Source organism: Streptomyces noursei ATCC 11455 (assembly GCF_001704275.1).
In the GTDB taxonomy this organism is placed as follows: Bacteria; Actinomycetota; Actinomycetes; order Streptomycetales; family Streptomycetaceae; genus Streptomyces; species Streptomyces noursei.
Map to the genome: position 1 here is coordinate 4,480,369 of NZ_CP011533.1, position 23,704 is coordinate 4,504,072.

20 protein-coding genes and 1 tRNA gene are annotated in these 23,704 nt (G+C 70.2%); 10 read left to right on the plus strand and 11 right to left on the minus strand.

What is annotated here, in order from left to right; genetic code table 11:
* Positions 1 to 65: 65 nt before the first annotated feature.
* A complete protein-coding gene (locus SNOUR_RS18790) occupies positions 66 to 410 on the minus strand; it encodes a WhiB family transcriptional regulator (protein ID WP_039634300.1) in 345 nt (114 codons plus the stop codon).
* Between the two features lie 381 nt (positions 411 to 791).
* Here SNOUR_RS18790 and SNOUR_RS18795 point away from each other — a divergent pair, with 381 nt between their 5' ends.
* Positions 792 to 2,990: a transglycosylase domain-containing protein gene (locus SNOUR_RS18795; RefSeq protein ID WP_067348618.1), complete on the plus strand. Its 2,199-nt coding sequence runs from the start codon at positions 792 to 794 to the stop codon at positions 2,988 to 2,990.
* Between the two features lie 110 nt (positions 2,991 to 3,100).
* Here the strand turns inward: SNOUR_RS18795 and SNOUR_RS18800 are convergent, their stop codons facing one another.
* Positions 3,101 to 3,565, minus strand: coding sequence for a GatB/YqeY domain-containing protein (locus SNOUR_RS18800; RefSeq protein WP_039641149.1), 465 nt, complete (start codon positions 3,563 to 3,565; stop codon positions 3,101 to 3,103).
* Positions 3,566 to 3,719: 154 nt separating this feature from the next.
* On the opposite strand from SNOUR_RS18800, the gene SNOUR_RS18805 reads away from it, so the two are divergent.
* From SNOUR_RS18805 to SNOUR_RS18820, 3 genes are all read left to right on the plus strand, one after another.
* A complete protein-coding gene (locus SNOUR_RS18805; RefSeq protein WP_067348621.1) occupies positions 3,720 to 4,646 on the plus strand; it encodes a metallophosphoesterase in 927 nt (308 codons plus the stop codon).
* A gap of 235 nt (positions 4,647 to 4,881) precedes the next feature.
* Positions 4,882 to 4,955 (plus strand) — tRNA-Pro (locus SNOUR_RS18810).
* Between the two features lie 624 nt (positions 4,956 to 5,579).
* Complete coding sequence (locus SNOUR_RS18820) at positions 5,580 to 5,810, plus strand: hypothetical protein (protein ID WP_067348625.1); 231 nt, start codon at positions 5,580 to 5,582, stop codon at positions 5,808 to 5,810.
* A 143-nt stretch (positions 5,811 to 5,953) separates the two neighbouring features.
* Here SNOUR_RS18820 and SNOUR_RS18825 read toward each other — a convergent pair whose 3' ends face one another.
* The 3 genes from SNOUR_RS18825 to SNOUR_RS18835 all read right to left on the minus strand — a co-directional run bounded on the left by SNOUR_RS18825 (position 5,954) and on the right by SNOUR_RS18835 (position 7,384).
* Positions 5,954 to 6,388, minus strand: coding sequence for a DUF2267 domain-containing protein (locus SNOUR_RS18825; RefSeq protein WP_174717880.1), 435 nt, complete (start codon positions 6,386 to 6,388; stop codon positions 5,954 to 5,956).
* 70 nt (positions 6,389 to 6,458) lie between these two features.
* Positions 6,459 to 6,854, minus strand: coding sequence for a DUF2267 domain-containing protein (locus SNOUR_RS18830; RefSeq protein WP_067348630.1), 396 nt, complete (start codon positions 6,852 to 6,854; stop codon positions 6,459 to 6,461).
* A 98-nt stretch (positions 6,855 to 6,952) separates the two neighbouring features.
* Positions 6,953 to 7,384, minus strand: coding sequence for an Hsp20/alpha crystallin family protein (locus SNOUR_RS18835; RefSeq protein WP_067348633.1), 432 nt, complete (start codon positions 7,382 to 7,384; stop codon positions 6,953 to 6,955).
* Positions 7,385 to 7,511: 127 nt separating this feature from the next.
* On the opposite strand from SNOUR_RS18835, the gene SNOUR_RS18840 reads away from it, so the two are divergent.
* The 3 genes from SNOUR_RS18840 (at position 7,512) to SNOUR_RS18850 (ending at position 10,255) form a co-directional block, all read left to right on the plus strand.
* Entirely contained in the window at positions 7,512 to 8,165 is a 654-nt protein-coding gene (locus SNOUR_RS18840; RefSeq protein WP_067348636.1) for a type III effector protein, read from the plus strand.
* A 455-nt stretch (positions 8,166 to 8,620) separates the two neighbouring features.
* Complete coding sequence (locus SNOUR_RS49270) at positions 8,621 to 8,956, plus strand: ATP-binding protein (protein WP_067348639.1); 336 nt, start codon at positions 8,621 to 8,623, stop codon at positions 8,954 to 8,956.
* Positions 8,957 to 9,007: 51 nt separating this feature from the next.
* Positions 9,008 to 10,255: a PP2C family protein-serine/threonine phosphatase gene (locus SNOUR_RS18850; protein ID WP_067348643.1), complete on the plus strand. Its 1,248-nt coding sequence runs from the start codon at positions 9,008 to 9,010 to the stop codon at positions 10,253 to 10,255.
* A 504-nt stretch (positions 10,256 to 10,759) separates the two neighbouring features.
* Here SNOUR_RS18850 and SNOUR_RS18855 read toward each other — a convergent pair.
* Positions 10,760 to 11,086 carry a MerR family transcriptional regulator gene (locus tag SNOUR_RS18855; RefSeq protein WP_067348646.1) on the minus strand — a complete coding sequence of 109 codons (327 nt, stop codon included), beginning with the start codon at positions 11,084 to 11,086 and terminating at the stop codon, positions 10,760 to 10,762.
* Between the two features lie 1,281 nt (positions 11,087 to 12,367).
* Here SNOUR_RS18855 and SNOUR_RS48395 point away from each other — a divergent pair.
* The gene (locus SNOUR_RS48395; RefSeq protein WP_376738525.1) at positions 12,368 to 13,048 is read left to right on the plus strand and encodes a DUF5994 family protein; all 681 of its coding nucleotides are present in this window, start codon (positions 12,368 to 12,370) and stop codon (positions 13,046 to 13,048) included.
* Here the strand turns inward: SNOUR_RS48395 and SNOUR_RS18860 are convergent.
* Positions 12,951 to 13,199, minus strand: a complete 249-nt coding sequence (locus SNOUR_RS18860; RefSeq protein WP_067348648.1) for a hypothetical protein — start codon at positions 13,197 to 13,199, stop codon at positions 12,951 to 12,953. The genes SNOUR_RS48395 and SNOUR_RS18860 overlap by 98 nt on opposite strands.
* Before the next feature lie 223 nt (positions 13,200 to 13,422).
* Between SNOUR_RS18860 and SNOUR_RS18865 the strand changes: the two genes are divergently transcribed.
* Positions 13,423 to 14,661: a PP2C family protein-serine/threonine phosphatase gene (locus tag SNOUR_RS18865; RefSeq protein ID WP_067348651.1), complete on the plus strand. Its 1,239-nt coding sequence runs from the start codon at positions 13,423 to 13,425 to the stop codon at positions 14,659 to 14,661.
* Between the two features lie 333 nt (positions 14,662 to 14,994).
* Here SNOUR_RS18865 and SNOUR_RS18870 read toward each other — a convergent pair whose 3' ends face one another.
* The 4 genes from SNOUR_RS18870 to SNOUR_RS18885 all read right to left on the minus strand — a co-directional run bounded on the left by SNOUR_RS18870 (position 14,995) and on the right by SNOUR_RS18885 (position 17,806).
* Positions 14,995 to 15,303 (minus strand): SCO5918 family protein, encoded by a 309-nt coding sequence (locus SNOUR_RS18870; protein WP_067348654.1) that lies wholly within the window; start codon positions 15,301 to 15,303, stop codon positions 14,995 to 14,997.
* A gap of 60 nt (positions 15,304 to 15,363) precedes the next feature.
* On the minus strand, positions 15,364 to 15,753 hold the full coding sequence (locus SNOUR_RS18875; protein WP_067348656.1) for a CBS domain-containing protein: 390 nt from the start codon (positions 15,751 to 15,753) through the stop codon (positions 15,364 to 15,366).
* A gap of 60 nt (positions 15,754 to 15,813) precedes the next feature.
* Positions 15,814 to 17,313, minus strand: a complete 1,500-nt coding sequence (locus SNOUR_RS18880) for a DEAD/DEAH box helicase (protein WP_067348659.1) — start codon at positions 17,311 to 17,313, stop codon at positions 15,814 to 15,816.
* 289 nt (positions 17,314 to 17,602) lie between these two features.
* Positions 17,603 to 17,806, minus strand: coding sequence for a cold-shock protein (locus SNOUR_RS18885; protein WP_030809828.1), 204 nt, complete (start codon positions 17,804 to 17,806; stop codon positions 17,603 to 17,605).
* 1,629 nt (positions 17,807 to 19,435) lie between these two features.
* On the opposite strand from SNOUR_RS18885, the gene SNOUR_RS18890 reads away from it, so the two are divergent.
* Entirely contained in the window at positions 19,436 to 23,488 is a 4,053-nt protein-coding gene (locus SNOUR_RS18890; protein WP_067348662.1) for an nSTAND1 domain-containing NTPase, read from the plus strand.
* Positions 23,489 to 23,704 lie beyond the last annotated feature (216 nt).

The window sequence follows — 23,704 nt, forward strand, 5'->3', positions numbered from 1 at the left end:
GACGGCCGCCCCGCGGCCTGCCGACGACCGGTCGGCGACGGACGGATCCTCCCCGGCCGACGGGCCTATCCGACCGCCGCGTACGCGTCGTCGAAGGCGTCGTCCGAGCAGTCCACCGGCAACATGCCCGTGCTGCGCTCGTATTCCGTACGCGCGGTTTCCAACAGGCGACGCCATGACGTGACCGTCGGACGGCGGCGCAGCAGCGCCCTCCGCTCGCGTTCCGTCATGCCGCCCCACACGCCGAACTCCACCCGGTTGTCCAGGGCGTCGGCCAGGCACTCCGTGCGCACCGGACACCCGGTGCACACCGCCTTGGCGCGGTTCTGCGCCGCCCCTTGCACGAATAGTTCGTCCGGATCGGTAGTGCGGCAGGCTGCCTGTGCACTCCAGTCGGTTACCCAGCCCATGCTGGCGCCGTCCTCTCCCCAAATCGAGGCTCCCCCACGGCGGCAAACGGCATATTCACCGTTGCCAGTTGAGGACGTTACGGAAGGCAGGCAGGGCGCAACACCCCCTTCGGGCCCAATCTTGAATGGCCCGAACGGACTATGCGTACGCGGCAGATCACCCAACGGAGTGACCGTGCGACATACGTCACTTCCCTCCCAAGCGGGACACTTCGCTGCGGTGGCAAGGGATTTCTGGCGCACAGCGGACATGTGGGACAGTGCCCAACCGGGGAGTAGGGGTTGACGAACTGAGGCGAAACCGTTCCGCTGCTGCAGGTGGGAACAGGCTAAACGAACAGGTGCGCCCCTGTCCGGCGAATGAGAACGTAGGGTGCCCTCATGGCTAAGAAGCGCGCGGGCGGGGGTCGGTCCAGGACCCAGCAGGCCGCCAAGTTCCTCGGTGTCAGCGTCCTCGCCGGAGCGGTCCTCGCCGGGATCGCGCTCCCGGCGGCCGGTGCGCTCGGCCTCGCGGCCAAGACGTCCGTCGAGGGATTCGACGACATCCCGGCCAACCTCCGGACCCCGCCGCTCAGTCAGCGCACCACCATCCTCGACTCCGACGGCGGCGAGATCGCCTCGGTCTACTCCCGCGACCGCACCGTCGTCCCCCTCAAGGACATGTCGCGGTACGTCCAGCAGGCGATCGTCGCCATCGAGGACGCCCGCTTCTACTCGCACGGCGCGATCGACGTGAAGGGCATCCTGCGCGCGGTCAACAAGAACGCCCAGTCCGGCGGCGTCTCCCAGGGCGCGTCCACCCTGACCCAGCAGTACGTGAAGAACGTCTTCATCGAGGAGGCCGGCGACGACCCGGACAAGGTCGCGCAGGCCACCCAGCAGACGCTCGGCCGCAAGGTCAAGGAGCTGAAGTACGCGATCAAGTTGGAGGACAAGCTCGGCAAGCGCAAGATCCTCCAGAACTACCTCAACATCACCTTCTTCGGCGAGCAGGCGTACGGCGTCGAGTCCGCCGCCCAGCGCTACTTCAGCAAGCACGCCAAGGACCTGACCCTGGAGGAGTCGGCGCTGCTCGCCGGCATCGTCCAGTCCCCGACGCGGTACGACCCGGTCAACCACCCGCAGGCGGCGACCGCGCGGCGCAACACCGTCCTGCGGCGGATGGCCGACCTGAAGAACATCACCCGGGCCGAGGCCGACGCGGCCGCCGCCCTGCCGATCAAGCTCAAGATCAGCCGCCCGCAGAACGGTTGCATCACCGCCACCGACGGCGCCGGCTTCTTCTGCGACTACGTCCGCGAGGTGCTGCTGAACGACAAGACGTTCGGCGCGACCCGTGAGATCCGTTCGCAGCGCTGGATGCAGGGCGGTCTGACCATCCGCACCACCCTGGACCGGCAGTCCCAGAAGGCGATCCAGGCGTCGCTGAGCAAGCACGTCTACGAGGACGACCCGGTCGCCGCGGCCGGCGCCGTCGTCCAGCCGGGCACCGGCAAGATCCTCGGCATGGGCCAGTCCCGGCCGTACGGCTTCGGCACCAACCAGACCCAGATCAACCTCTCGGTCAACCGCAAGATGGGCGGCGGGGCCGGCTACCAGCCCGGTTCGACCTTCAAGCCGATCATCGCGGCGGCCGCGCTGGAGCAGGGCATCAGCCCGTACCAGCAGTACTCCTCGCCGTTCAAGATGGCCTACCCGCGGCCGGTCCAGACCTGCACCGGCGAGTGGAACGGCACCGACACCGTCCAGAACGAGGACCCCAAGGAGGTCGGCCCGTACGCCATGAAGGAGGCGACCGCGAAGTCGGTCAACACCTACTACGTGCAGCTGATCAGCGACATGGGCGTCTGCCCCGCGGTCACCATGGCCAAGAAGATGGGCATCCAACCGGCCGACGGCAAACCGCTGAAGCAGGTGCCGTCCATGGCTCTCGGCATCCAGGAGATGTCCCCGCTGACGATGGCCACGGCCTACGCCACGTTCGCCAACGAGGGCACCTACTGCTCCCCCGTCGCCATCGAGTCGATCACCGACGCGCAGGGCAAGGCGCTGAACGTCCCCAGGACCAGCTGCCACAGCGCGATGTCCAAGAAGACCGCGGACACCGTCAACGCCCTCCTCAAGGGCGTCGTCGAGGACGGCACCGGCAAGCAGGCCGGCCTCAAGGGCCGCGACAGCGCGGGCAAGACCGGCACCACGGACAGCCGCTACGCCGCCTGGTTCGTCGGGTACACCCCGAACGCGGCCGGCGCGGTCTGGGTCGGCGACCCGCGGCACCAGCGCCAGATGTACGACATCACCATCGGCGGTGTCGCGCACGACAAGGTCTACGGCGCCGACACCCCCGGCCCCATCTGGCGCGACATGATGGCCGGTGCGCTGGACGGCCGCCCGGCCCCGGCCCTGCCGACCGTCCCGCTCGACGACCCCAAGGGCAACGGCGACGACGGCGACAAGGGCAAGGACAAGCCCCAGCAGAAGCCGAAGCCCCAGCCCGGCGGTGGCGACAACAAGCCCGGCGGCGGCTGGCACATCCCCGGCTTCCCGGACATCCTCGGCGGCGGGAACGGCGGTTGGTGAGCGCGGCCTGACCGGCACGGCGAACACGAGGAAGGGGCGCCCCCACGACGAGGGCGCCCCTTCTCCATGCCACGACGACCGGCCGCGCGGGCCGGCCGTCGCCTCCGGCCTCAGCCGGCCAGCAGCTTCTTCACCATCGCGGCGATCCGGCCGCCGTCGGCCCGACCCGCCACCTGCGGGTTGACGATCTTCATCACGGCGCCCATGGCCCGCGGCCCCTCGGCCCCGGCCCCGGCGGCCTCCGCCACGGCCGCGGCGACCAGCGACTCCAGCTCCTCGTCCGTCAGCGGCTTGGGCAGGTACCCGGCGAGCACCTCGCCCTCGGCCCGCTCGCGCTCGGCCTGCTCGGCCCGGCCGCCCTTGTCGAACGCCTCCGCGGCCTCGCGGCGCTTCTTGGCCTCCCGTGCGATGACCTTCTCGACCTCGCCGTCGGACAGCTCGCGCGCCTGGCTGCCCGCCACCTCCTCCTTGTTGATCGCGGTCAGCGTCAGACGGAGGGTGGAGGAACGCAGCTCGTCGCGCGCCTTGATCGCGGCGGTGAGGTCGTCCCTGAGCTTGTCCTTGAGCGTGGTCATGCCGTCGAGTATGCCCCGCCCCACCGACAACCGCCGCGCCTTTTCCCGCCGCGCGCCCCACGACACCCGCCCGCCTCCGCACGACCCACCCGTCCCACCGCCCCCGCCAAGATCACGTCTCCCCGTCCCCCGTCCTCTCTGCGACGATGGACCCATGCGCGCGCGATACGGAGTTCCCCTGTCCCTTGCCGCGGTCGGCGCGGCCGGCCTGGCCTACGCCGCCGGCTTCGAAGTCCGCTCCTTCCGCCTGCGACGCGTCACCGTGCCCGTACTGCCCCACGGCATGCGGCCGTTGCGCGTCCTGCAGGTCTCCGACATCCACATGGTCGGCGGGCAGCGCAAGAAACAGCGCTGGCTCCAGTCGCTCGCAGGGCTCCGCCCCGACTTCGTCGTCAACACCGGCGACAACCTCTCCGACCCCGACGGCGTCCCGGAGACCCTGGACGCCCTGGGCCCCCTGATGGAGTTCCCCGGCGCCTACGTCTTCGGCTCCAACGACTACTACGGCCCCCGGCTGCGCAACCCCGCCCGCTATCTCGTCGAGAAGGTCCAGGGCCGGCACGGTCTGAACGGCAACGCCCCCGTCGTCGGCGCCGTCCACAACCCGTGGGAGGACCTCCGCGACGCCTTCGACGCGGCGGGCTGGGTCAACCTCTCCAACACCCGCGGCCGTCTGAAGCTGGAAGGCGCCGAGATCGCGCTGACCGGCCTCGACGACCCGCACATCAAGCGCGACCGCTACGCCGAGGTCGCCGGCGGCCCGGAGTCCGACGCCGACCTCTCGCTGGCCGTCGTCCACGCCCCGTACCTGCGCTCCCTGGACGCCTTCACCGCCGACCGCTATCCGCTGATCCTCGCCGGTCACACCCACGGCGGCCAGCTGTGCGTCCCCTTCTACGGCGCCCTCGTCACCAACTGCGACATCGACACCCAGCGCGTCAAGGGCCTCTCCACCCACACCGCCGACGGCCACACCTCCTACCTCCACGTCTCCGCCGGCTGCGGCACCAACCGCTACACCCCGGTCCGCTTCGCCTGCCCCCCGGAGGCCACCCTGCTGACGCTGACGCCGCGCGGCTGACGCCCCGCCGTCCGCCCGGCCCCGGTCCCCGACTCCCCTCCAGGAGCCGGGGACCGCGCCATTTCAGCGTGACCTCGGTCACTTCACCCCCTTTCACCCCTCGCTCCTCCCCTCCCTCACCCCTCGCCCCCTCCGACCCGCCCCGACAAAACCGCAGGTCAGCCCGGTTTCCACCACCGACCGAAACCGGATTTCACCTACGGGGATCAGTCCGCTAAAGTAGAGCTCGTTGCTTCGGGGTGTAGCGCAGCTTGGCAGCGCGCTTCGTTCGGGACGAAGAGGTCGTGGGTTCAAATCCCGCCACCCCGACTGAAGGAACACCAGGTCAGGGGCCTGATCCGAGAAATCGGATCAGGCCCCTGATTCGTTCCTGGAGATTGTTTGGGAGAAATCCGGGAGACGATCTTGGTCGGGCTCCCCCGGCATCCGATCGCGGGGAAGGTGTGGTGCGCGTCTCACGCGGCGGCCCACGCCTGCACGTTCGCAGGCCCGGCCGCCAACTCGCCCCCGAGGACTGCTGGTGGACCAACACTTAACACCTGATGATGCCGACGCTGCAGAACCGTCGGATCACCCCTGCGCGATCTGCGGCACGGCGATGGAGCACTGACGGCCACGCAGTCAGAAGTACTGCTCCGACCCGTGCCGCGCTGTCGCTGCAAAGAAGCAGCGGACCGAACGGCCGAAGGACTCGTCGAAGGTGGCCCGCCCCAAGGCGACGATTCCAGCCGGTGCAACGACACCCTGAAGCGCCCCCGCGAAGGTCAGGATCCACCGCGGCGAGATCGGCCTCCTTGCCGTACCCGAGCTAGCCGCCCGGGCCGCGGTCAAGTCCGAGCAACGCACTCAGCTCGGCCGGGAACGGGCTCCGCAGGTCTTTCGTACGCGGGAAGCGGATGCCGAATTCCCCACGAGTTTCACGGGCTCGGGCCGATGCCGGGCGACGTCGCGGAACGGAGCGGGTCCGTCACCGCCTACGCCACCGCCGCCGCCCTGGCCGCCGACCACATCATCGCTCTGGTGCGAAACCACTCGGACGGCGACGAGGAGCCGATGATCGCGCTCCACGAGCAGAGCGGCCCACACAGCTGCGGCAGTTCGATCGTCGCAGCCATCACAACGGCGGCGGCGCTGATCACGCTGGTGCAGACACACAGGGTATGAGCAGTTCCAGCGCCTCCTCCCATGGGAACGGTCAGCCCCGCCACCGGCCTTCGGCCGGTGCGGCTGGTAGGAGCCGAATGAACCGCCCGTCCCCACCAAGGCCGGTCATCAACGCGCTTCGGCGCCGGGAGGACACGGGCCGGCTATGCGGCTCGGGTGAGTTCGGCGCGGCCGAACAGCAGCGCGTAGCCGGAGGGGAGTTGGCGCAGGATGCGGGTGAGGAGGCCGGGGCCGGCCAGGGCCGCGACGGCGGCGAGGACGGAGCCGGTGTCCCAGCGGGTGGTGGCCGGGGTGGCACCGCTGCGGGTGGCGAGGTCCTTGACGAAGGCCCAGCCGGTGAGGGGCTGGGTGTCGGGGATCTGTGCGGTGAGGATGCGTGCGGCTTCGAGGGGCAGGCGTGCGGCCAGTTCGACGCGTTCGTCGCCCGTCAGCTGGCGTCCGAGTCCTGCGAGGACCAGGCGGACGGCTTCCTCGGCCCGTTCCCGGGTGGGATAGGCGCCTTCGTAGCGGACCTTCTCCAGCAGCTGCGGGTACGTCATCACGGGCGGGTGCTGGAGCGGTGCACGCCGGTCGGACATCACTGCGGTGTTCGCCTTTCTGTCGATGAGGTCTTGTGGTGCCGGTGTGGGGCACCGGCCGTGTGGGTGGTCAGGTGGGCTGGGGGTGGCCGAAGAGGAGGTCGTAGCCCGCGGGGAGCTGGAGCAGGACCTGGCTGAGCAGGTCCTCGCCGGCCGCGTCGGCGACCATGCTGAGGACGGCGCTGACGTCCCAGGCCGCGGTCTGTTCGGTGGCTCCCTCGATCCAGGCCGCCGTCGCCCGCACGAACCGCTCCGGTGACAGCGGTTCGGCGCTTTGCAGCGGGTTGAGGAGGATCAGGGCGAAGCCTTCCGGTAGGCGCGCCGCCAGCTGGGCGCGCACCTCACCGACCAGGTGCGCGCCCAGCAGTGCGAGCACCACGCGGGCCGCGCGGTCTGCTTCCTGCCGGCTGTCGTACTCGCCGCGTTCCTTGACACGGTCGAGGAACGCTTCCCATCGCAGGGGCACGTCGGCCGCCCCCCTTCTGTAATCCAGTGGGTGCGGAGGACGGGCGAAGGGGAGATCAGATGCCCGTCCTCCGCCGCTGATCGGCCCGGGTCTCCGGCTCAGCCGGAGATCTCCTTGCGGGAGGACTCCCCGCCGACGGCGATCTTGCGGGGCTTGGCCCGTTCGGCGATCGGGATGCGCAGGGTGAGCACCCCGGCGTCGTAGTCGGCCTTGATGTGCTCGGTGTCCAGCGTGTCGGCCAGCACGATCTGGCGGGAGAAAACGCCCAGCGGCCGCTCCGACAGCTCCATCTGCACGTCGGCGGCCTTCGCCACGGGCCGCCGCTCGGCCTTGACGGTCAGCATGTTCCGCTCGACATCGATATCGATCGCGTCCGAGCTGACGCCGGGGAGGTCGAAGGCCACGACGTACTCGTCGCCCTCACGGTAGGCATCCATCGCCATCGCGGCAGGCCGCGACCAGGTTCCCTGGCCCATCAGCTGCTGAGCCAGCCGGTCGAGCTCACGGAAAGGGTCAGTGCGCATCAACATCGCGAAACACCTCCAGCAGGTTCGGGCAGTTACTGCCAATGCGCCTCACTGAAACCGTTGTAACATGTCATCCAATGGATGACAAACATGGCGTCGTCCACAGGATGACAGCCCGAGGGTGGTGCCCATGACAGCAGCTGACCAGCCGGCCTCTTCCGGCGCCGACGCCCGGAGCCCGGCTTCGTTTCTCGCCGCCGCGGCGGCCCTGGAAGCCGCGGACGATGCCCTGCGCGCCGCCCAGCACAAGGCCCCCGATGCCCCCCACACCGACCCCGGCCCGGAGCAGGCCCTGGCCTCCCTCCTCCTGCTGCGGCAGGTCCGCGAGCAACTCGCCGGATGGGAAACCGGTCTGATCGAAACGGCCCGCCACGCAGGCGCCAGCTGGGCCGACCTCGCCCACCCCCTCGGCGTCGCCAGCCGCCAGGCCGCCGAACGCCGCTACCTGCGCAACCGGCCCGGCCCCGCCGGAACCACCGGCGAACAGCGCGTCCAGGCCACCCGCGAACGCCGCGCCGCCGAACGCACCGCCGTCACCTGGGCCCGCCGCAACGCCGCCGACCTGCGCCGCATCGCCGGCCAGATCACCGCCCTCACCGACCTCCCCACAGCGGCCCGTCTCCCGCTCAGCCAACTCCACGCGGCCCTCGGTCACGACGACCCCGCCGCCCTCGTTCACCCTCTGAACGCCACCCGCCCCCACCTGACCACCACCCACCCCGACCTCGCCGCCCAACTCGACACCCTCACGAACTCCGCCACGCCCCCAGCCACCCCCGACTGACCGATGCACAGCGGTATGCACCCAGTCGGACCACAAGCCTTGCCCATTTCGTCTGCGTCTCATTGCGCGGGCTTGAGCATGGCGCGCGGCCACTGCGGGATCCTCCTCGGTCGACGACACACCGCGTCGAGGCCGCTGCCAGGCTCCACAAGGCAGGCTGAGGCAACACGCTGGAACTGTCCCCACAAAGGAAACTGGACGCAGCGCACAGCTCGTCGTCGTCACGGAGCTGATGCAGTCTGCGTCGCGCGGAGACCACCTCCTACGTGTTTTCGACAGGGCGTGGGGGGCCACTCGGGCGGTGAGATCGGGGACCGCCCTCTGGGCAACGAGAATGGGGACCACCCGATCTGATCGTGTGCGACATGCCGCTTTCGGCGCATTGGAGGTCTTGGGCCGTTTGGCCGTTCATGCTGTGCGCGTTGGTCAAGGTCGTCGTGTCAGGAGACCTTTTCGTGTACCGATCGCGTGAGTGGATCTTCGAGCGGATCCGCCGGGACCGCCGACTGGATCCGATGGTGTCGCAGCGGACGCCGGCCCAGCGGTACAGAGTCTCGTGCAAGACGGTCGTCAAGACCCTCCACCATCCGGCGCCACCGGTGCGGAAGCCCCCTCTCGGCTATCTCGACCTGGACACGAAGGGCGCCAAGCTGCTGTTCCAGATCTTCAACGAGCCGCGGCTCTGCGCGGCCATCGCTGACCGGATCACCTTCCGCTGCACCTTCAGCCAGACCGGCACCGAGTCCTACCGGCTCCAGGCCACAGAAGCCGAACACCACACCGCCCGGTGAATCGCCCCTGTGTCATGCGAAATGAGGCCAGCGGGATGGAAGGACATGGCTATGGCGGAAGGTGAACGGCAGCCGGACAAGGGCGTGGTGGACCGGTCGGAGGGTTTTGGCGAGCGGCTGCTCGGCCTGCTGCTGGACAGGGCGCGGCTGTTGCCGCCGCAGCAGATCGCCCCCCTGATCGCGGAAGAGGTGGCCGGGATCGGCGGCCGTGACGTCTCCATCCTGCTCCAGGACTACGCGCAGGAGCTGCTGGTGCCGCTGCCCGGCAGGAAACTGCACGTGGGCCAGCCCGAGCCGGTGACCGGCTCCCCCGCCGGCCGGGCCTTCCTGCGCGCGGCTGCCGTCGAGGTACCACAGGCCGGCGGCAGCGTCCGGATGTATCTGCCCCTGCTGGACGGAAGCGACCAAGTGGGCGTCATGGCCCTGACGCTGGACGCCGTCGACGACGATGACCGGCGCTTGCTGGGCCGGCTCGCCGGCCTGGTTGCCGACCTGCTGGTCACCAAGAACGCCTACACCGACCAGTTCTTCCTGGTCCGGCGTCGGGAGCCGATGAGCGTGTCTGCGGAGATCCAGTGGGGCCTGCTGCCGCCGCTGACGATGTCCGTGCCGCAGGTCGAGGTGGCCGGCATCTTAGAGCCCGCCTACCGCGTCGCCGGTGACAGCTTCGACTACGCCCTCAACGACAACATCCTGCACACGGCCGTCATCGACGCGATGGGCCACGGCCTGGACGCCGCCGCGATGGCGACCGTCGTCATCGGCGCCTACCGCCATGCCCGGCGCGTGTTCGTCAGCCTGGCCGAGAAGTACGCGTTCATGGACGATGCCATCTCCCAGCAGTTCGGGCCCGACCACTTCGTCACGGCGCAGCTGATGCACATGAACATCTCCACCGGGGAGATGGAGCTGGTCAACGCGGGCCACCCCGCGCCGCTGCTGATCCGCGGGGGCCGGGTCCTGCGGCAGCTGGAGAGCGCGACGACGCTGCCCGTCGGCTTCGGAGGTGAGGCGCCCCAGGTCAGAGAGCACACGCTTCAGCAGGGCGACCGGGTGCTGTGCTACACCGACGGCATCATCGAGGAGCATGTCGCCGGCGGGGAGCCGTTCGGCGAGGAACGCCTCATCGGCTGCGTCAACCGCCTGGGGGAAGAGCCGTCAGAGGGGCTGCGGGCGGACCTGCGCCGGCTCTCCCACACGCTGAAGAGGGAACGAGGCGGGCGCACCAGCGACGACGCCACACTCTTCATGATCGAGTGGCACGGTGGCGCCGCCGACCACTTCGCCACCATGGAGTGAACCGACACCCGCACCATCGCTGACGGAGCCGACAGGCACAGCCCCGCAGCCCGGTCGGCTGCCACGCGCTCGACCGCGGCCACACGGAGCCGGGTCCTCACGCGCCGTGCCCGGCAGGGACGCGGCCCGAGGAGACCCGGGAACATCAGCCCATCCGGCCCCACTCCCGCTGATGCCGCGGACACTCCCGAGCCATCACGGCCACAACCAGAAGTCACCCGATCGGGGTGGCTCTCATTCACCCCGTCGAAAACACCCTTCGCCTCGCACCACGCCACCTGGGCGGCAGCACCGGAGCCTGCCCGGTCCCCAGGACTGCCGGCGGGCGGCCATGCGTGAGGGCGTGGCGAGTTGGCCAGGCGACGCAAGGCTCTCCTGAACCTCGGTGCGGTGGACGGGCCTGGTTCACGGTGCTGGCCCGGCCGCCGGGACAACGTCTGCCGTCGCGGGTCAGGTCGCGGCCGCAGCGGAACTCAGCTCGGGCGGATCGGTCTCGAAACGCCGTTACGACGTAGCGCCGCGGGTGCGCAGTTCTTCGTTGATGCGCTGGGCTTCTTCGAGCTGGTCTTCGAGAATGACGATGCGGCAGGCGGCTTCGATGGGGGTGCCGGAGTCGACGAGTTCGCGGGCGCGGGCGGCGATGCGCAGCTGGTAGCGGGAGTAGCGGCGGTGGCCGCCTTCGGAGCGCAGCGGGGTGATCAGGCGGTGCTCACCAAGGGCGCGGAGGAAGGCGGGGGTGGCACCGAGCATCTCGGCGGCCCGGCCCATGGTGTAGGCGGGGTAATCGTCGTCGTCGAACTTGTCGGCGGGGCGGGAACTGCGAGGGGGCATAGACCTCTTCTTTCGGGGATGCGTCGAGGGGCCCGAGTGCCGTACTGGCACCCGGGCCCCGAGCTTTCAACACCATCTACCGGCTGACTGCGCCGGCTCTCTTGTTCCGCTGGTCCGCCTGGGAGGGCGGAGGTGCGGGGATCGCGGATGCGTGACCGGGGACCACCTTCCAATCCGGGGCCTGCGGTACCCGAGCGGTGTTCTTCCTCGCCCGGGCGATCCTGATGGCGTCTGCTCCTTACCTTGTTCGGTTGCTCGTTGTACTGCTGGGTATCGCGGGTACTGCATGCGGCCCCTGGGGCCGCTCGGCCCGGCAGCCAGTGAAGGAACCCACCGTTTCCGGCCCCGCCACTCCACTGCCGTTCCGCATCCTGCCTGACCTGCTCGCACGGCAGTTCATCTCTGCCGTGCCCTCTTCGACTTCTTGGGTACGAGGAAACACTAACCCCCGCACACACCCATGTCTACTCTCGACGTGACAGATTTTCTCAACATCCAGTGAGTGGCCTTCTGCTTCATGCGCACCCGGAAGTTTGCCATCAGGATTGAAGGCCGGCCCGGCGGCACAAGCTGAGCCCGGCGGCACAACCGACCCAAGCGGGGCGTGAGCACGCTCCCGCGGCGTCACCCGCTCACCAACGTCCTGCGCCACGGAGGCGGCCACCATACCCTCGAACTCGGCGCAACCGCCGATGCGGCGAACGTCGCCTTCAGCGACCTCAACCCGGCGCCCCCGCGCGAACGCACCCCTGACTCAACGGCAGCACCGGCGGCTTCGGATGGCACATGATCCGCCGCCCCACCGACAACATCGCCACCACCCCCGGCCCCAGGCTCCGGTCGGGAAAGTCCCCGATCGTGTCACAAGCCGGCGTCACACGGTGACGCCTGTTGAATGCGAACGCCACAGCGAAGTCCAGCGGCTGATCGACCCGTCCAACGCCCCTCGTGGCGGAGACGACCTTCGGACTCCTTCCCGCCGAGTCCGCCGAACAAGTTTTACTACACCCGCGACCGAAACCCGATGTCCTGATTCGCAACGCTTTCCGCAACGCCCGCATTCCTGTAGCGGCGGCCAGCGGCAGACCATATGTCGATGAGCCGCGGGGCAACGCCAAAACGCCCTGATATCCGTCACCCCGAAACCGTCCGACGGGGCCGTATTCGGGAGCACCCGGAAATTACCGAGGGCATTTCGCATAAGAGCCTCTGAGCTCCTGTCGTTCTCGGCGATTCACAACACCGGGCCGGTGTGCACCGGCCCGGGGACAGGTCAGCGTCATGACCGCGACCATTCTGTATACGCCGTCGGTGGTGGAGGAGCGGACCTTTTTGCTGCCGCTGCGCCTCGCGCTCGCCTCAGCGGACACCCCTGGTGCTCTTCTGGACGGTGCCTGGTGGCCCCGCTCCCGCGACCTGGCGGCGGAACTTCCTGCGTTGACAGCGGTACCGGATCCCCTTTGGGGGCGCATCACGCATGTCACGGTGAACCCGACCCTGTGGCCGGTCATCCCACGGAAGGTGCCCGTTGAGGGACACGTGGTGAGCGTCGGCTGGTTCAAGGCCGAGCAAGACCCCCACAAGCTGTTGCTGCTCTCCTACACCGTCGGCCGCTGGGACCTGCTGGTGATTCCGCCGCAGACGGATCCGGCCATCGCCGCCTGGCTGATGGCCGCGGCTACCGGCCCGCCGCGCAGCCACACAGCGAGTGATCTGCTGGCGAGGGCCGAATTCCAACGGATCGTGACAGAAGCCGACGAGTTCCGCAGGCTGACGCGAAGTGGGGCGCACATTGCGCTCGGACCTGAAGCACCGGCGACCGGGCTCGGCAGCCGGAGGCCCCGGCCACCGGCAATGTTCCGCACTACTCCGCGTTACCGTGCCACTGCCCACGGACGCGGAACCAGAGTCCCGGAGCGTAGATCGAATCGACGACAGCGGCTTCGCCTTTGGTCACCTTGAGGATCCGCAATGCGCCGCCCGGAAGCAGGTCGTACTCGTACGTCGCGGGCGACTCGTCCTCGGTGATGTCGTCGTAGGAGATATCTGCAGCCACCAGCTCCGCGTATTCCTTGGGGGGCCGGTTCTCCACCAGCTTGATGAACACGCTCATACCTTCACGATAGATCGCTCGCGGATTTCTCGCGTGACATGCCGCCTGCGGAGCAATGGGCCAGGCAAATCCGACAACCGCTGCACGCTGCTCTCATCGATCACTGCCATGCCGGGAGTTCATGTGCGCACATCCTTCAAGAGGATTCCTGAGAACGTCCGCCCGCGTATGGCCCGCCCCACCGCGGGCACCGCCCCTGCAGGCTGCCGGCAAAGGGCCGGCGATGGCCGGAGGTGAACGCCGGCCCCGGACAGGGGGCCCGGGCCGGTCGGAAGCGTTCGCGGAACAACTTCTGGGGACCTTGTTGGACCGGGGGCACGAGTCCCCGCCGCATCTGCTCGGTCCGCTGGTCGCGGAAGTGGTGGGCAGGCTCGGTGGCCGCGAGATCGGCATCCTGCTGCAGGACTACGGACAGCTGGTGCTGGTGCCGGTGCCCGGCGAGGGGCTGGTGACCGGTGAGCCGCAGCCGATCGACGATTCCGACGCCGGCCGGGCCTTCCTGGACGGGCGTCGCGTCGAGGTGGAGCAGGCCGACGGCGTGCGGGTCTACCTGCCGCTGCTGGACGGCGGGGACCACGTCGGCGTCATGGCCGTCACCCTGGACAGCGTCGACGACGACGACCGGCGGCTGCTGCGCAGGATCACCGCCCTGGCGGCCGACATGCTGGTGACCAAGCACGGCTACACCGATCTGTTCTTCCGGGTCCGGCGCAGGGAACCGATGAGCGTCGCCGCGGAGATCCAGTGGTCGGTCCTGCCGCCGCTGGCGATGTCCGTGCCCCGGGTCTCGGTGGCCGGGATGCTGGAGCCCGCGTACGACGTCGCGGGCGACAGCTTCGACTACGCCCTCAACGGCGACGTCCTGCACGTGGCCGTCGTCGACGCGATGGGCCACGGTCTCGATGCCGCCACGATGGCCACGGTGGCCATCGGCGCCTACCGGCACGCCCGGCGCATCAGCATCGGAATCTCCGAGATCTACGCGTTCATGGACCGGGCGATCGCCGGCCAGTTCGGACCCGACCACTTCGTGACCGCTCAGATGATGCGGCTCAACACCGTGACCGGACACCTCCAGTGGGTCAACGCGGGACATCCCGCGCCCATGCTCATCCGCGGCGAGCACGTCATCCGGCGGCTCCACAGCCCGACCACCCTGCCGGTCGGTTTCGGTGGCCAGGAACCCCTGATCAGCGAGCTGGCCCTGGAGCCGAGCGACCGCGTCCTGTGCTTCACGGACGGGTTGATCGAGGAGCACGAAACCGGCGGGGAGGAGTTCGGCGAAGAACAGCTCATCGACTGGGTGGACCGCATCGCGCGCACCGGGACGGAAGTGCGGACGGCAGTCCGCTCCCTCTCCCACACCCTCATGCGGGAACGGGGCGGAATCACCACGGACGATGCGACTCTCCTCCTGATCGAGTGGCGCGGCGCCACGGACTGCCACCAAAGCTCCCGATAGGGGAGCAGGTCGGCCTCGTACCGCCGGGCCCGCATTGTCGGGCATGGACTGTCACAACATCGCCGGCAGGATGGAGTCGGAACGGCTTCGTCCGCTTTCCGCTCTCTTCTCACCGGCCGACGAGGCACCTCACTTGCCGAACCGGAACGAGCCCCCTACGTATCTGCATTCCCATGCCACGCGGCCCCCGCAGGGAAGTCCCGGTCTTCCCGAGACGGGCGGTATGTGACGCTTCGCCACAGGGCATGCCGGCGCCTGGAAGGAGGAGCCTTGGGCTCTTCCGACCGCTGAGTTGGCAGCTGCGGGGCGGGTTCTTCGCCCACAGCGGTCCGGTCAGGCTCGGGCCGGGTGCCCCAGCAAGGCGGACGCCGTCTCCAGTGGTGTGAGACCGGTCGGTGGCACGAGCGCGGCAGCCGGGCGGCACACGAAGCCGAGGCGGCTCAGGGCTCGGGTCACTTCGCAGGCGGAGAAGTCACGGCGATCCTGCCGGGTGATGATCTCCCCGACCTGCTTGACGGGGTAATGGCGGCGACCGATGAGCACGGACTCACCCGTGACGGGTTCGGCTTCGACGCCCTTCATCGCATCCTGCACCTCGGTCTTGAGCAGCTCGAAAGGAAAGCGGGCGATGACGACGCGCATCGTGCCTCCACAAGGTCGAAGAGAAGCCGGAAACGGATCGCCGGCCCGAACGGAGAGGGATCAACGGGTGAGGACGACGACGCCCAGGGCGTGCCCGTCCTCACCGATCACGGGTGAGGCCCACAGCGCGCGTTGACGCATGGCGCGTTCCGCGTCGTGTGCAGACATCACGGGCGAAGTGAAGGGCCCACGGTCGTAGACGAGGTCCCGCAACCGGGTCTCCTCGGTGTACCAGGAGCCTTGGTGATGGTCTGTCATCTGGGAACGGGTGATCAGGCCCGTACACCGCCCGTCCTCGTCACGGACGAGGAGATGGTCGGCACCGGCCCCGATGAGGACGGACAGGGCCACGTCGACGATCATGTCGTCGCCGACCTGTGGTCCCGGCGACGACATGACGTCGCCGGCTGCCTTGCCGGGGAAGTCCCCCTGGGGGTAGCTCTGGAGCATCAACGAAAGCCTCCGTGACGATGGTGATCCGACAAGCCGAACGTGATCGTCCTGACCGGCCTAGGTGGTCTGCCGCGCAGCCGGTGTCCCGGTACGGGCTGATCCGGCGGCACGACGGGCCTGGGCGGGGCGGCTGCGGCGGCCTCGCGTGGAGGAGCCGCTGCGCTTGGCACGTTCGACAACTGGTGCGGCGATGGTGACCGGGGTGCCGGAGGGTGCCCGGGCACCGGTGATGCGGCTCAGTTCGGCCTCGCCGGAGCGGACCTGGGTGGTCTGCGGGGTGATGCCCGCGTCCGCCATCAGGCGGTTCATGGTGCGGCGCTGGTTGGGCAGGACGAGGGTGACGACGCTGCCGGACTCGCCGGCGCGCGCGGTACGGCCACCGCGGTGCAGGTAGTCCTTGTGGTCGCTGGGCGGGTCGACGTTGACGACGAGATCGAGGTTGTCGACGTGGATGCCGCGGGCGGCGACGTTGGTGGCCACCAGGACGGTGACATGGCCGGTCTTGAACTGGGCCAGGGTGCGGGTGCGCTGGGACTGGGACTTGCCACCGTGCAGGGCCGCGGCGCGGACACCGCTGTTCAGCAGGTGTTCGGTGAGGTTGTCCACGGCGTGCTTGGTATCCAGGAACATGATCGACCGACCTTCGCGGGCGGCGATCTCGGTGGTGGTGGCGTGCTTGTCGGCGCCGTGGACGTGCAGCACGTGGTGCTCCATCGTCGTGACCGCGCCCGCCGAAGGATCGACGGAGTGGACCACCGGGTCCGTCAGGTAGCGCCGGACCAGGAGGTCGACGTTGCGGTCCAGGGTGGCCGAGAAGAGCATCCGCTGCCCCTCGGGCCGAACCTGGTCGAGCAGCGCGGTGACCTGGGGCATGAAGCCCATGTCGGCCATCTGGTCCGCCTCGTCCAGCACGGTGACAGCGACCTGGTTCAGCCTGCAGTCACCGCGCTCGATGAGGTCCTTGAGCCGTCCCGGCGTGGCGACGACCACCTCGACCCCGCCGCGCAGTGCGCTGGACTGGCGGCCGATCGACATTCCGCCGACGACGGTGGCCAGCCGCAGCTTGAGCGACCGGCCATAGGGGGCGAGGGCGTCGGTGACCTGCTGGGCCAGTTCCCGGGTCGGGACCAGGACCAGTGCCAGCGGCTGGCGGGGCTCCGCGCGCTGCCCGGCGGTACGGGCCAGCAGGGCCAGACCGAAGGCCAGCGTCTTGCCCGATCCGGTGCGACCGCGGCCGAGAACATCGCGCCCGGCCAGCGAGTTCGGCAGCGTGGCGGCCTGGATGGGGAACGGGGCGGACACACCTTCCGCGCTGAGGGCCGCCAGCAGCTGCGACGGCATGTCCAGCTCGGCGAAAGCCTCGGCCGGGGGCAGGGCGGGAGTATGGGTGACGGGCAGGGCGAACTCTCCCTGCGGTGTCGCGGGACGCCGTCCGGGGCCCCCGGAACCACCCGTGCCCGAGCGGTTCGGCCGACCGGAGCGGTAGCCGCCGCGGCCTGAGCCGGACGAGCGGGCGGAGCGGGAGTAGCGGTCATTCGTGCGAGCTGTGCGGTTCATGGAGAACCTTCCTCGATGCGGTGCGTCGAGGAAGTCCCGGCGGCGATGAGCCGCACACAGAGAATCGCAAGAACGAACCGATGAAATGAGAGGGAATGAAGCGGGGCGGAAATATGTCGACCCTGCACGCCGAAACGGGACCGGCAACGCCGCAAAGAAGAGCAACTGGCTGCCCGCACGCCACGTGTGCGGCCGTTGTGGGACACGCGGGAAACACCGAAAAGCAACGAGCTGGGGCCCGCACCCAAGGTGCGGGCCCCAGCTACAGCGTTACGCGTCAGCGTCAGCGTCAGGCGGGAACGATGTTCTCGGCCTGCGGGCCCTTCTGGCCCTGCGTGACGTCGAAGCTCACCTTCTGGCCTTCCTGCAGCTCGCGGAAGCCCTGGGCGGCGATGTTCGAGTAGTGGGCGAAGACGTCGGCGCCGCCGCCCTCCTGCTCGATGAAGCCGAAACCCTTTTCCGCGTTGAACCACTTCACGGTGCCAGTAGCCATGTCATATCTCCTTCGGGGCAGTGCCCGGAACCCGCACCGTGCGAGCTCCGTATCGCTGCGTTGATTGCCCGTCCGGGGATAAACACCGGCAATACGAAAGCGTTCCGCCGTGTACGACGGCGAGCACGCTTGAAGTCTTGGGAACCACAACTGCAACTGAGATCGAAGGTAGCACGGTACTGGTGGCCATGCGCGGCAGATGATCCCGAAGTTTTCGAGAGCGTAAAAAACCCCTACCGCGCCAGTGGCCATTTCTGTAGCTGCGGCATGAGATATTCAGGATCGGCGCTCGCCCGTATTCGAGCGGAAATACGTCGACCTCCTCGGCCACCACCCGGGCTCCGCAGGCACGAGCCGGGTACCAACCACGCCTGGCCGAACCGCACCGCACAACCGTCGGGGACGGTTCGCGGCGCGGCACGCCAGGCGTGCCGGGTGAGATCGCGGGGCCAGGGCATGACGTCTTTCCCGCTCGGCCCGCTGGGCATCTCCGGAGTCATGAGCGCACGCAAGCAACCGTCTCATCTCGGAGGACGGGTGCCGGAGAAACCGCGGCTGCGCAGTCCGAGGGCAACCCGAGCGGGCAGCGGGACGGAAAACACTGCCCACAGGCCGACCCAGGGCAGCGGAGCCAGCCTGGCACGCGACGCTCGGCCATTGCGGGTACCGTTGATCCCTTTGCCACAGCCGAGGAAAAACTGCACTGCCAGCAGCAGACAGTCATAGTTCGCATGGCCAGTTTCTGTCATAGCTCGCGGATGCGCCGTCCAGGACATGCGCACGTTTCGCAGACCAGATGCGAGAGCAGCGCGGCCGGGGCATCGCGGGCAGCGGTGGCCGGGGAAGTGCGACCGGAGAGGACGGAACGACCTACACGTTCCGAGCGCGCCGCAAGAGCCTGGCATCCTGACCCGTGAGCACCCGCGCGCCTTCCCTGTCACCGGGTGCGGCTCGCCCGGTCCTGCCGAGCGGGAGCGGAGGCGGTTCAGGTGGTCGACCACTGCGGGGGGGATGACTGCTGGACGGCGGGGTTCCGCTGGTCGGGCCGCTGCCCCCCATCGCCAACAGTGCGGCAATTGCCGCTAAAGCCGGTTTCGTTCGGGGGTTCCTCAACGATGAGCGGGCCGACACCGAAACCTGAACGGGCTGGCGCGGCACGTCCGCTCCGCGCGCTCCGGCTGAGCGTGTCCGGCCGCCCGCGCCATGCGGCGCCGGTCCCTCCCCTCGTGGGGACCGGTGCCGCATGGCGCGGGCGGCGTCGATCCGCGCCCCCCGTACCGGCGCGGATCCGGGAACAGCCGGACCCGTGGTCGACGTGGTGGTCCGGCGAGGACCTCGGCTTCTCGGGTGACCGGCGCTCGTGCGCCGGGCCCGTCACCACCGGCCCGCGGCTCCGGCGGCCGATGGCCGGGAGAATGCGGAGGGATGCGATTGCTCGCCCGCGGATCCGGTGGCCCGTCCCGCGTCCGGGTAGTACCGGTTGGTGTGCCGTTGCGTCGTGATCCTGCCAGCTGTGGCTTCCCCCGAGGAGGTTCCGGTATCGAGCCGAGGGCTTAACCGCAGGTCAGCCAGTTAAGGTTGGTTTTCCGGTCCGGATGTCCAGGTGCGGGGGAAGTAAGGGGTAGAACCTTGAGTTCCGACTCAGGGGCACGCACAGCCTTCGCCGAACGTCTCGCCTTGCTGTACAAGGAGGCCGGCAACCCGCCCCTCAAGAAGGTGGCCGAGGGGGTTGTCCGACTCCAGCGGGTCGACGAGCGAGGGCGGCCCGTGCGGGTCTCCGTCCAGCGGATCAGCGACTGGCGACGGGCCAAGAACGTGCCGGCGCAGTTCGCCGCCCTCGCGGCCGTGCTGCACATCCTCATCCCCCAGGCCCGGCGCCTGCGGTCGACACCGGTGTCCGCCGGTCTGTACGACCTGGCGCAGTGGCAGCGCCTCTGGGAGCGCGCGGTCGCGGACCCGGTCGGCGACCGCGCCGCGCCCGCCGCGCAGGCGGAGGAGCGGCCCGCGGCCGACGCCCCGACCGTCACCGGTGTGTGCCCGTACCGGGGGCTCGCCCCGTATCGCCAGCAGGACGCCCGGTGGTTCTTCGGCCGGGAGCGGAGCACCGAGGCGCTCGTCGCCCAGCTCCGCGCGGCGGAGGACACCGGCGGCCTGATCATGCTCGTGGGCGCCTCGGGGGCGGGGAAGTCCTCCTTGTTGAGCGCCGGCCTGGTGCCCGCGCTGCGCGGCGGCGCACCGGGCGACGGGGACGGCCGGGAGCGGGTCGTGCTGCAGCTCGTACCGGGCGGCGATCCGCTCGGGGAGCTGACCGGCAAGATCCCCGAGCTCGCCGCCGTCCTCGCCGCCGAGGACGGATCGGCCGAGCGCCGGCCCGGTACCCCGCGGTTCGCGCGCGCGGTACAAGAGGCCGTCGCGGCGTGGGCCCGCCGCGAGGGGACCTCCGCCGCCGCGCGTCCGGTCGTGATCGTGGACCAGTTCGAGGAGGCGTTCACCCTCTGCTCCGACGAGACGGCCAGACGCACCTTCATCCAGCTCCTGCACGCGGCGTGTACGCCCTCCCCCACGTTCTCCGCTTCGCTCGAACAGGGAGGACCCCCGTCCGCCGACGCGGACGCCCCGGCCCCCGTCCTCGTCATCATCGGCATACGCGCCGACTTCTACGAACAGTGCCTGGGCCACACCGAACTGGCCGACGCGCTGCAGCACCGGCACATGGTGCTCGGGCCGCTGACCACGACGGAGCTGCGCGAGGCGGTGACCGGCCCGGCCAAGGCGGTGGGGCTGGAGCTCGAACCGGGCCTGGCCGAGCTGATCGTCCGGGAGGTCAGCGCCGACGGCCCCGGCGGGGCGCACGACGCGGGCGTGCTGCCGCTGCTCTCGCACGCCCTGCTCGCCACCTGGCAGCGGCGGAAGGCGGGACGGCTGACGCTGGCCGGCTACCGCGCGGCGGGCGGGATCCAGGGCGCGGTGGCGGCGACCGCCGAGCGGGCCTGGAGCGGCCTCGACCCGACGGGGCGCACCGCCGCGCGGCTGCTGCTCCTGCGGCTGGTGCGGCTGGGCGAGGACACCCAGGCCACCCGCCGGCGCGGGACCCGGCGCCAGCTGTCGGAGGAGTCGACCGACCCCGGCAAGACGGAGGAGTCGCTGGAGGCGCTGGTGCACGCCCGCCTGGTGACGCTCGACGCGGACGCCGTGGAGATCACCCACGAGGCGCTGCTGCACGCCTGGCCGCGGCTGCGCGACTGGATCGACGAGGACCGCAACGGCAATCTGCTGCGCCAGCGGCTGGAGGAGGACGGTCGGGCCTGGGAGGGCTCGGACCGCGACCCGTCGCTGCTGTACCGGGGCTCCCGTCTGGAGCAGGCCCGTACCTGGGCGCGGTCCGCCGGCGACACCTCGCTGACCCGCAGCGCGGTGGAGTTCCTGGCCGCCTCGGTCCGGCTGCGCAAGCGCATCGTCTGGCTCAGCCGCGGCGCGGTGGCGGCGCTGGTGGTCATGGCGATGCTGGCCGTCGGTTCCGCGGTGGTGGCGTGGCAGCAGCGGGACGACACCGTCTTCCAGCAGGTGCTCGCCGAGGCCGATCGCGCCCAGGACGCCGATCCGTCCCTGTCGGCCCAGCTCGATCTGGTGGCGCACCGTCTGCGGCCCGGCGACAAGGGCACGACCAACCGGCTCATCTCGATCGTGAACGCCCCGCTGGCCACGCCCCTGCTGGGCCACACCGGCGCCGTCTACCTCACCTCGTTCAGCCCGAACGGGCGGGTCCTGGCCACCGCCAGCTACGACCGGACCGTCCGGCTGTGGGACGTGTCGGACCGGGCGCGCCCCCGTCCCCTGGGCGAGCCCCTCACCGGCCACACGAGCTGGGTGAGCACCGCCGTCTTCAGCCCGGACGGGCACACCCTGGCCAGCGCGTCGGACGACGGCACGTTCCGGCTGTGGGACGTGCGGGACCCCGCCCACCCGCGCGCGCTGGGCACCCCGTCGACCGGCCATGACGGCACGATCTACCTGCTCGCCTTCAGCCCGGACGGGAAGACGCTGGCGTCCGCCACCGAGGACCACACCGTGCGCCTGTGGGACATGGCCGCCCCGGGCCGGCCGAGGCCGCTGGGCGCCCTGACCGGCCACTCGGCCGCGGTGCGCTCGGTGGCGTTCAGCCCCGACGGGCGGACGCTGGCGGCCGGTGGCGACGACGCCACGATCCGGCTGTGGGACATGGCCGATCGCCAACACCCGGAGCCGATCGACACGGTGCTGACCGGCCACTCCGCCACGGTGCACTCGGTGGCGTTCAGCCCCGACGGCCACACCCTCGCCAGCGGCAGCGCGGACAACACCATCCGGCTGTGGGACGTGGCCGACCCGCGGCAGGCGAAGCCGATCGGCGAGCCGCTCACCGGCCACACCGGGCCCCTGTGGTCCGTGGCGTTCAGCCCCGACGGCAACATGCTCGCCGCGGGCAGCGCGGACAGCACGGCGACGCTGTGGAACGTCAGCGACCCGGAGTACCCCTCACAGGTCGGCGAGTCCCTCGCCGGCGGCAGCGGTGAGATGTACGCCGTGGGCTTCAGCCCCGACGGGCGCACCCTCGCGACGGGGAGCGGCGACGGCAAGGCGCGGCTGTGGTCGATCCCGACGACGGACATGGTCGGCCGGTTCGGCGCGTTCCGTCCGGACGGACGGGTGCTCGCCACGTCCGCCCGGGACGGCCGGGTCCGGCTGTGGAACGTGGCGAACCCCGACCGCCCGGTGCCGCTCAGCGCACCCTTCATGCCGCGGGACGGCGCCGACCGCGCCCTGAAGTTCTCCCCCGACGGCCGCGTCCTCGCCATGCACACGGCGCACCGGAAGGTGTACCTGTGGAACGTCACCGACCCGACCCGGCCGGTCTCCTACGGTCCGCCCATCATGCTGCGGACGCGCTACGCGGGCTCCCAGGCCATGGCGTTCAGCCCGAACGGCCGCACGCTGGCGACCGCCATGGACGACCGCACCATCCAGCTGTGGAACGTCACCGACCCCTCCCGTGTCGTCCCGCTCGGCACGCCGCTCACCGGCCACCAGGGCTACGTCAACGCCCTCGCCTTCGCCCCCGACGGCCGCACGCTCGTCAGCGGCAGCGCGGACGCCACCATGCGGCTGTGGAACACCGCCGACCCGCGGCACGCCACGCCGCTCGGCAAGCCCCTGACGGGGCACCTGGGCCCGGTCGGGGTGCTCGCCTTCAGCCCGGACGGCCGCACGTTGGCCAGCGGCAGCGACGACGACACCGTCCGGCTCTGGAACCTCGCCGACCCCAGCCGGGTGACCCGGTTGGGGTCCCCCCTCACGGGCCACACCGAGGCGGTGGTGTCGCTGACGTTCAACGAGAGCGGCCGGACGCTGGCCAGCGGCGGCAGCGACAACACGGTCCGGTTCTGGAACGTCGCGGACCCGTCCCGGGCCAGCGCCATCGGGCAGTCGACGAGCCCGCGCGCCAAGGCGGGCAGCTTCCTGGCGTTCAGCCCTCAGAGCCGCATGCTCGGCGTGGCGAGCGGCGCCGGTACCGTCCGGCTGTGGAACCTGGACACCGACACCGCCGTGCGTCGTATCTGTTCGACCACGCGGGGCGTGCTGACGCCGGAGAAGTGGCATGAGTACCTGCCCCAGCTCTCCTACGCGCCGCCGTGCAGCGAGTGACGAGGGCGAGGGGCCCGACGATCGGCGCCGGCGCGAAGTGCCAGGCGGGGCGCCGCCGGCCGGCGCCGGGGCCCCCGCGGCGGTGACGCCGGGTGAGACCGGTCACAACTCCGCACTTGAATTCGGCAGTTGACTCCCGCCGCGGGGACAGCCTTGCTAGGCTGGGGCACAGCCCGATCGCTGGTGCATCCCCCGTCGCCAGCGATCGGGCGTTCT

Excerpts from the sequence above, each read along its gene's own strand:
- SNOUR_RS18860 (WP_067348648.1), bottom strand. The coding sequence starts at position 13,199 with ATGAGCGTGTTCATCAAGCTGGTGGAGAACCGGCCCCCCAAGGAATAC.
- SNOUR_RS18885 (WP_030809828.1), bottom strand. The coding sequence starts at position 17,806 with ATGGCTACTGGCACCGTGAAGTGGTTCAACGCGGAAAAGGGTTTCGGC.
- SNOUR_RS18795 (WP_067348618.1), top strand. The coding sequence starts at position 792 with ATGGCTAAGAAGCGCGCGGGCGGGGGTCGGTCCAGGACCCAGCAGGCC.
- SNOUR_RS18870 (WP_067348654.1), bottom strand. The coding sequence starts at position 15,303 with ATGCGCGTCGTCATCGCCCGCTTTCCTTTCGAGCTGCTCAAGACCGAG.
- SNOUR_RS18855 (WP_067348646.1), bottom strand. The coding sequence starts at position 11,086 with ATGCCCCCTCGCAGTTCCCGCCCCGCCGACAAGTTCGACGACGACGAT.
- SNOUR_RS18790 (WP_039634300.1), bottom strand. The coding sequence starts at position 410 with ATGGGCTGGGTAACCGACTGGAGTGCACAGGCAGCCTGCCGCACTACC.
- SNOUR_RS18850 (WP_067348643.1), top strand. The coding sequence starts at position 9,008 with ATGGCGGAAGGTGAACGGCAGCCGGACAAGGGCGTGGTGGACCGGTCG.
- SNOUR_RS18880 (WP_067348659.1), bottom strand. The coding sequence starts at position 17,313 with ATGAACCGCACAGCTCGCACGAATGACCGCTACTCCCGCTCCGCCCGC.
- SNOUR_RS18875 (WP_067348656.1), bottom strand. The coding sequence starts at position 15,753 with ATGCTCCAGAGCTACCCCCAGGGGGACTTCCCCGGCAAGGCAGCCGGC.
- SNOUR_RS18820 (WP_067348625.1), top strand. The coding sequence starts at position 5,580 with ATGCCGGGCGACGTCGCGGAACGGAGCGGGTCCGTCACCGCCTACGCC.
- SNOUR_RS18825 (WP_174717880.1), bottom strand. The coding sequence starts at position 6,388 with ATGTCCGACCGGCGTGCACCGCTCCAGCACCCGCCCGTGATGACGTAC.
- SNOUR_RS18865 (WP_067348651.1), top strand. The coding sequence starts at position 13,423 with ATGGCCGGAGGTGAACGCCGGCCCCGGACAGGGGGCCCGGGCCGGTCG.
- SNOUR_RS18835 (WP_067348633.1), bottom strand. The coding sequence starts at position 7,384 with ATGTTGATGCGCACTGACCCTTTCCGTGAGCTCGACCGGCTGGCTCAG.
- SNOUR_RS18805 (WP_067348621.1), top strand. The coding sequence starts at position 3,720 with ATGCGCGCGCGATACGGAGTTCCCCTGTCCCTTGCCGCGGTCGGCGCG.
- SNOUR_RS18800 (WP_039641149.1), bottom strand. The coding sequence starts at position 3,565 with ATGACCACGCTCAAGGACAAGCTCAGGGACGACCTCACCGCCGCGATC.
- SNOUR_RS48395 (WP_376738525.1), top strand. The coding sequence starts at position 12,368 with ATGACCGCGACCATTCTGTATACGCCGTCGGTGGTGGAGGAGCGGACC.
- SNOUR_RS18840 (WP_067348636.1), top strand. The coding sequence starts at position 7,512 with ATGACAGCAGCTGACCAGCCGGCCTCTTCCGGCGCCGACGCCCGGAGC.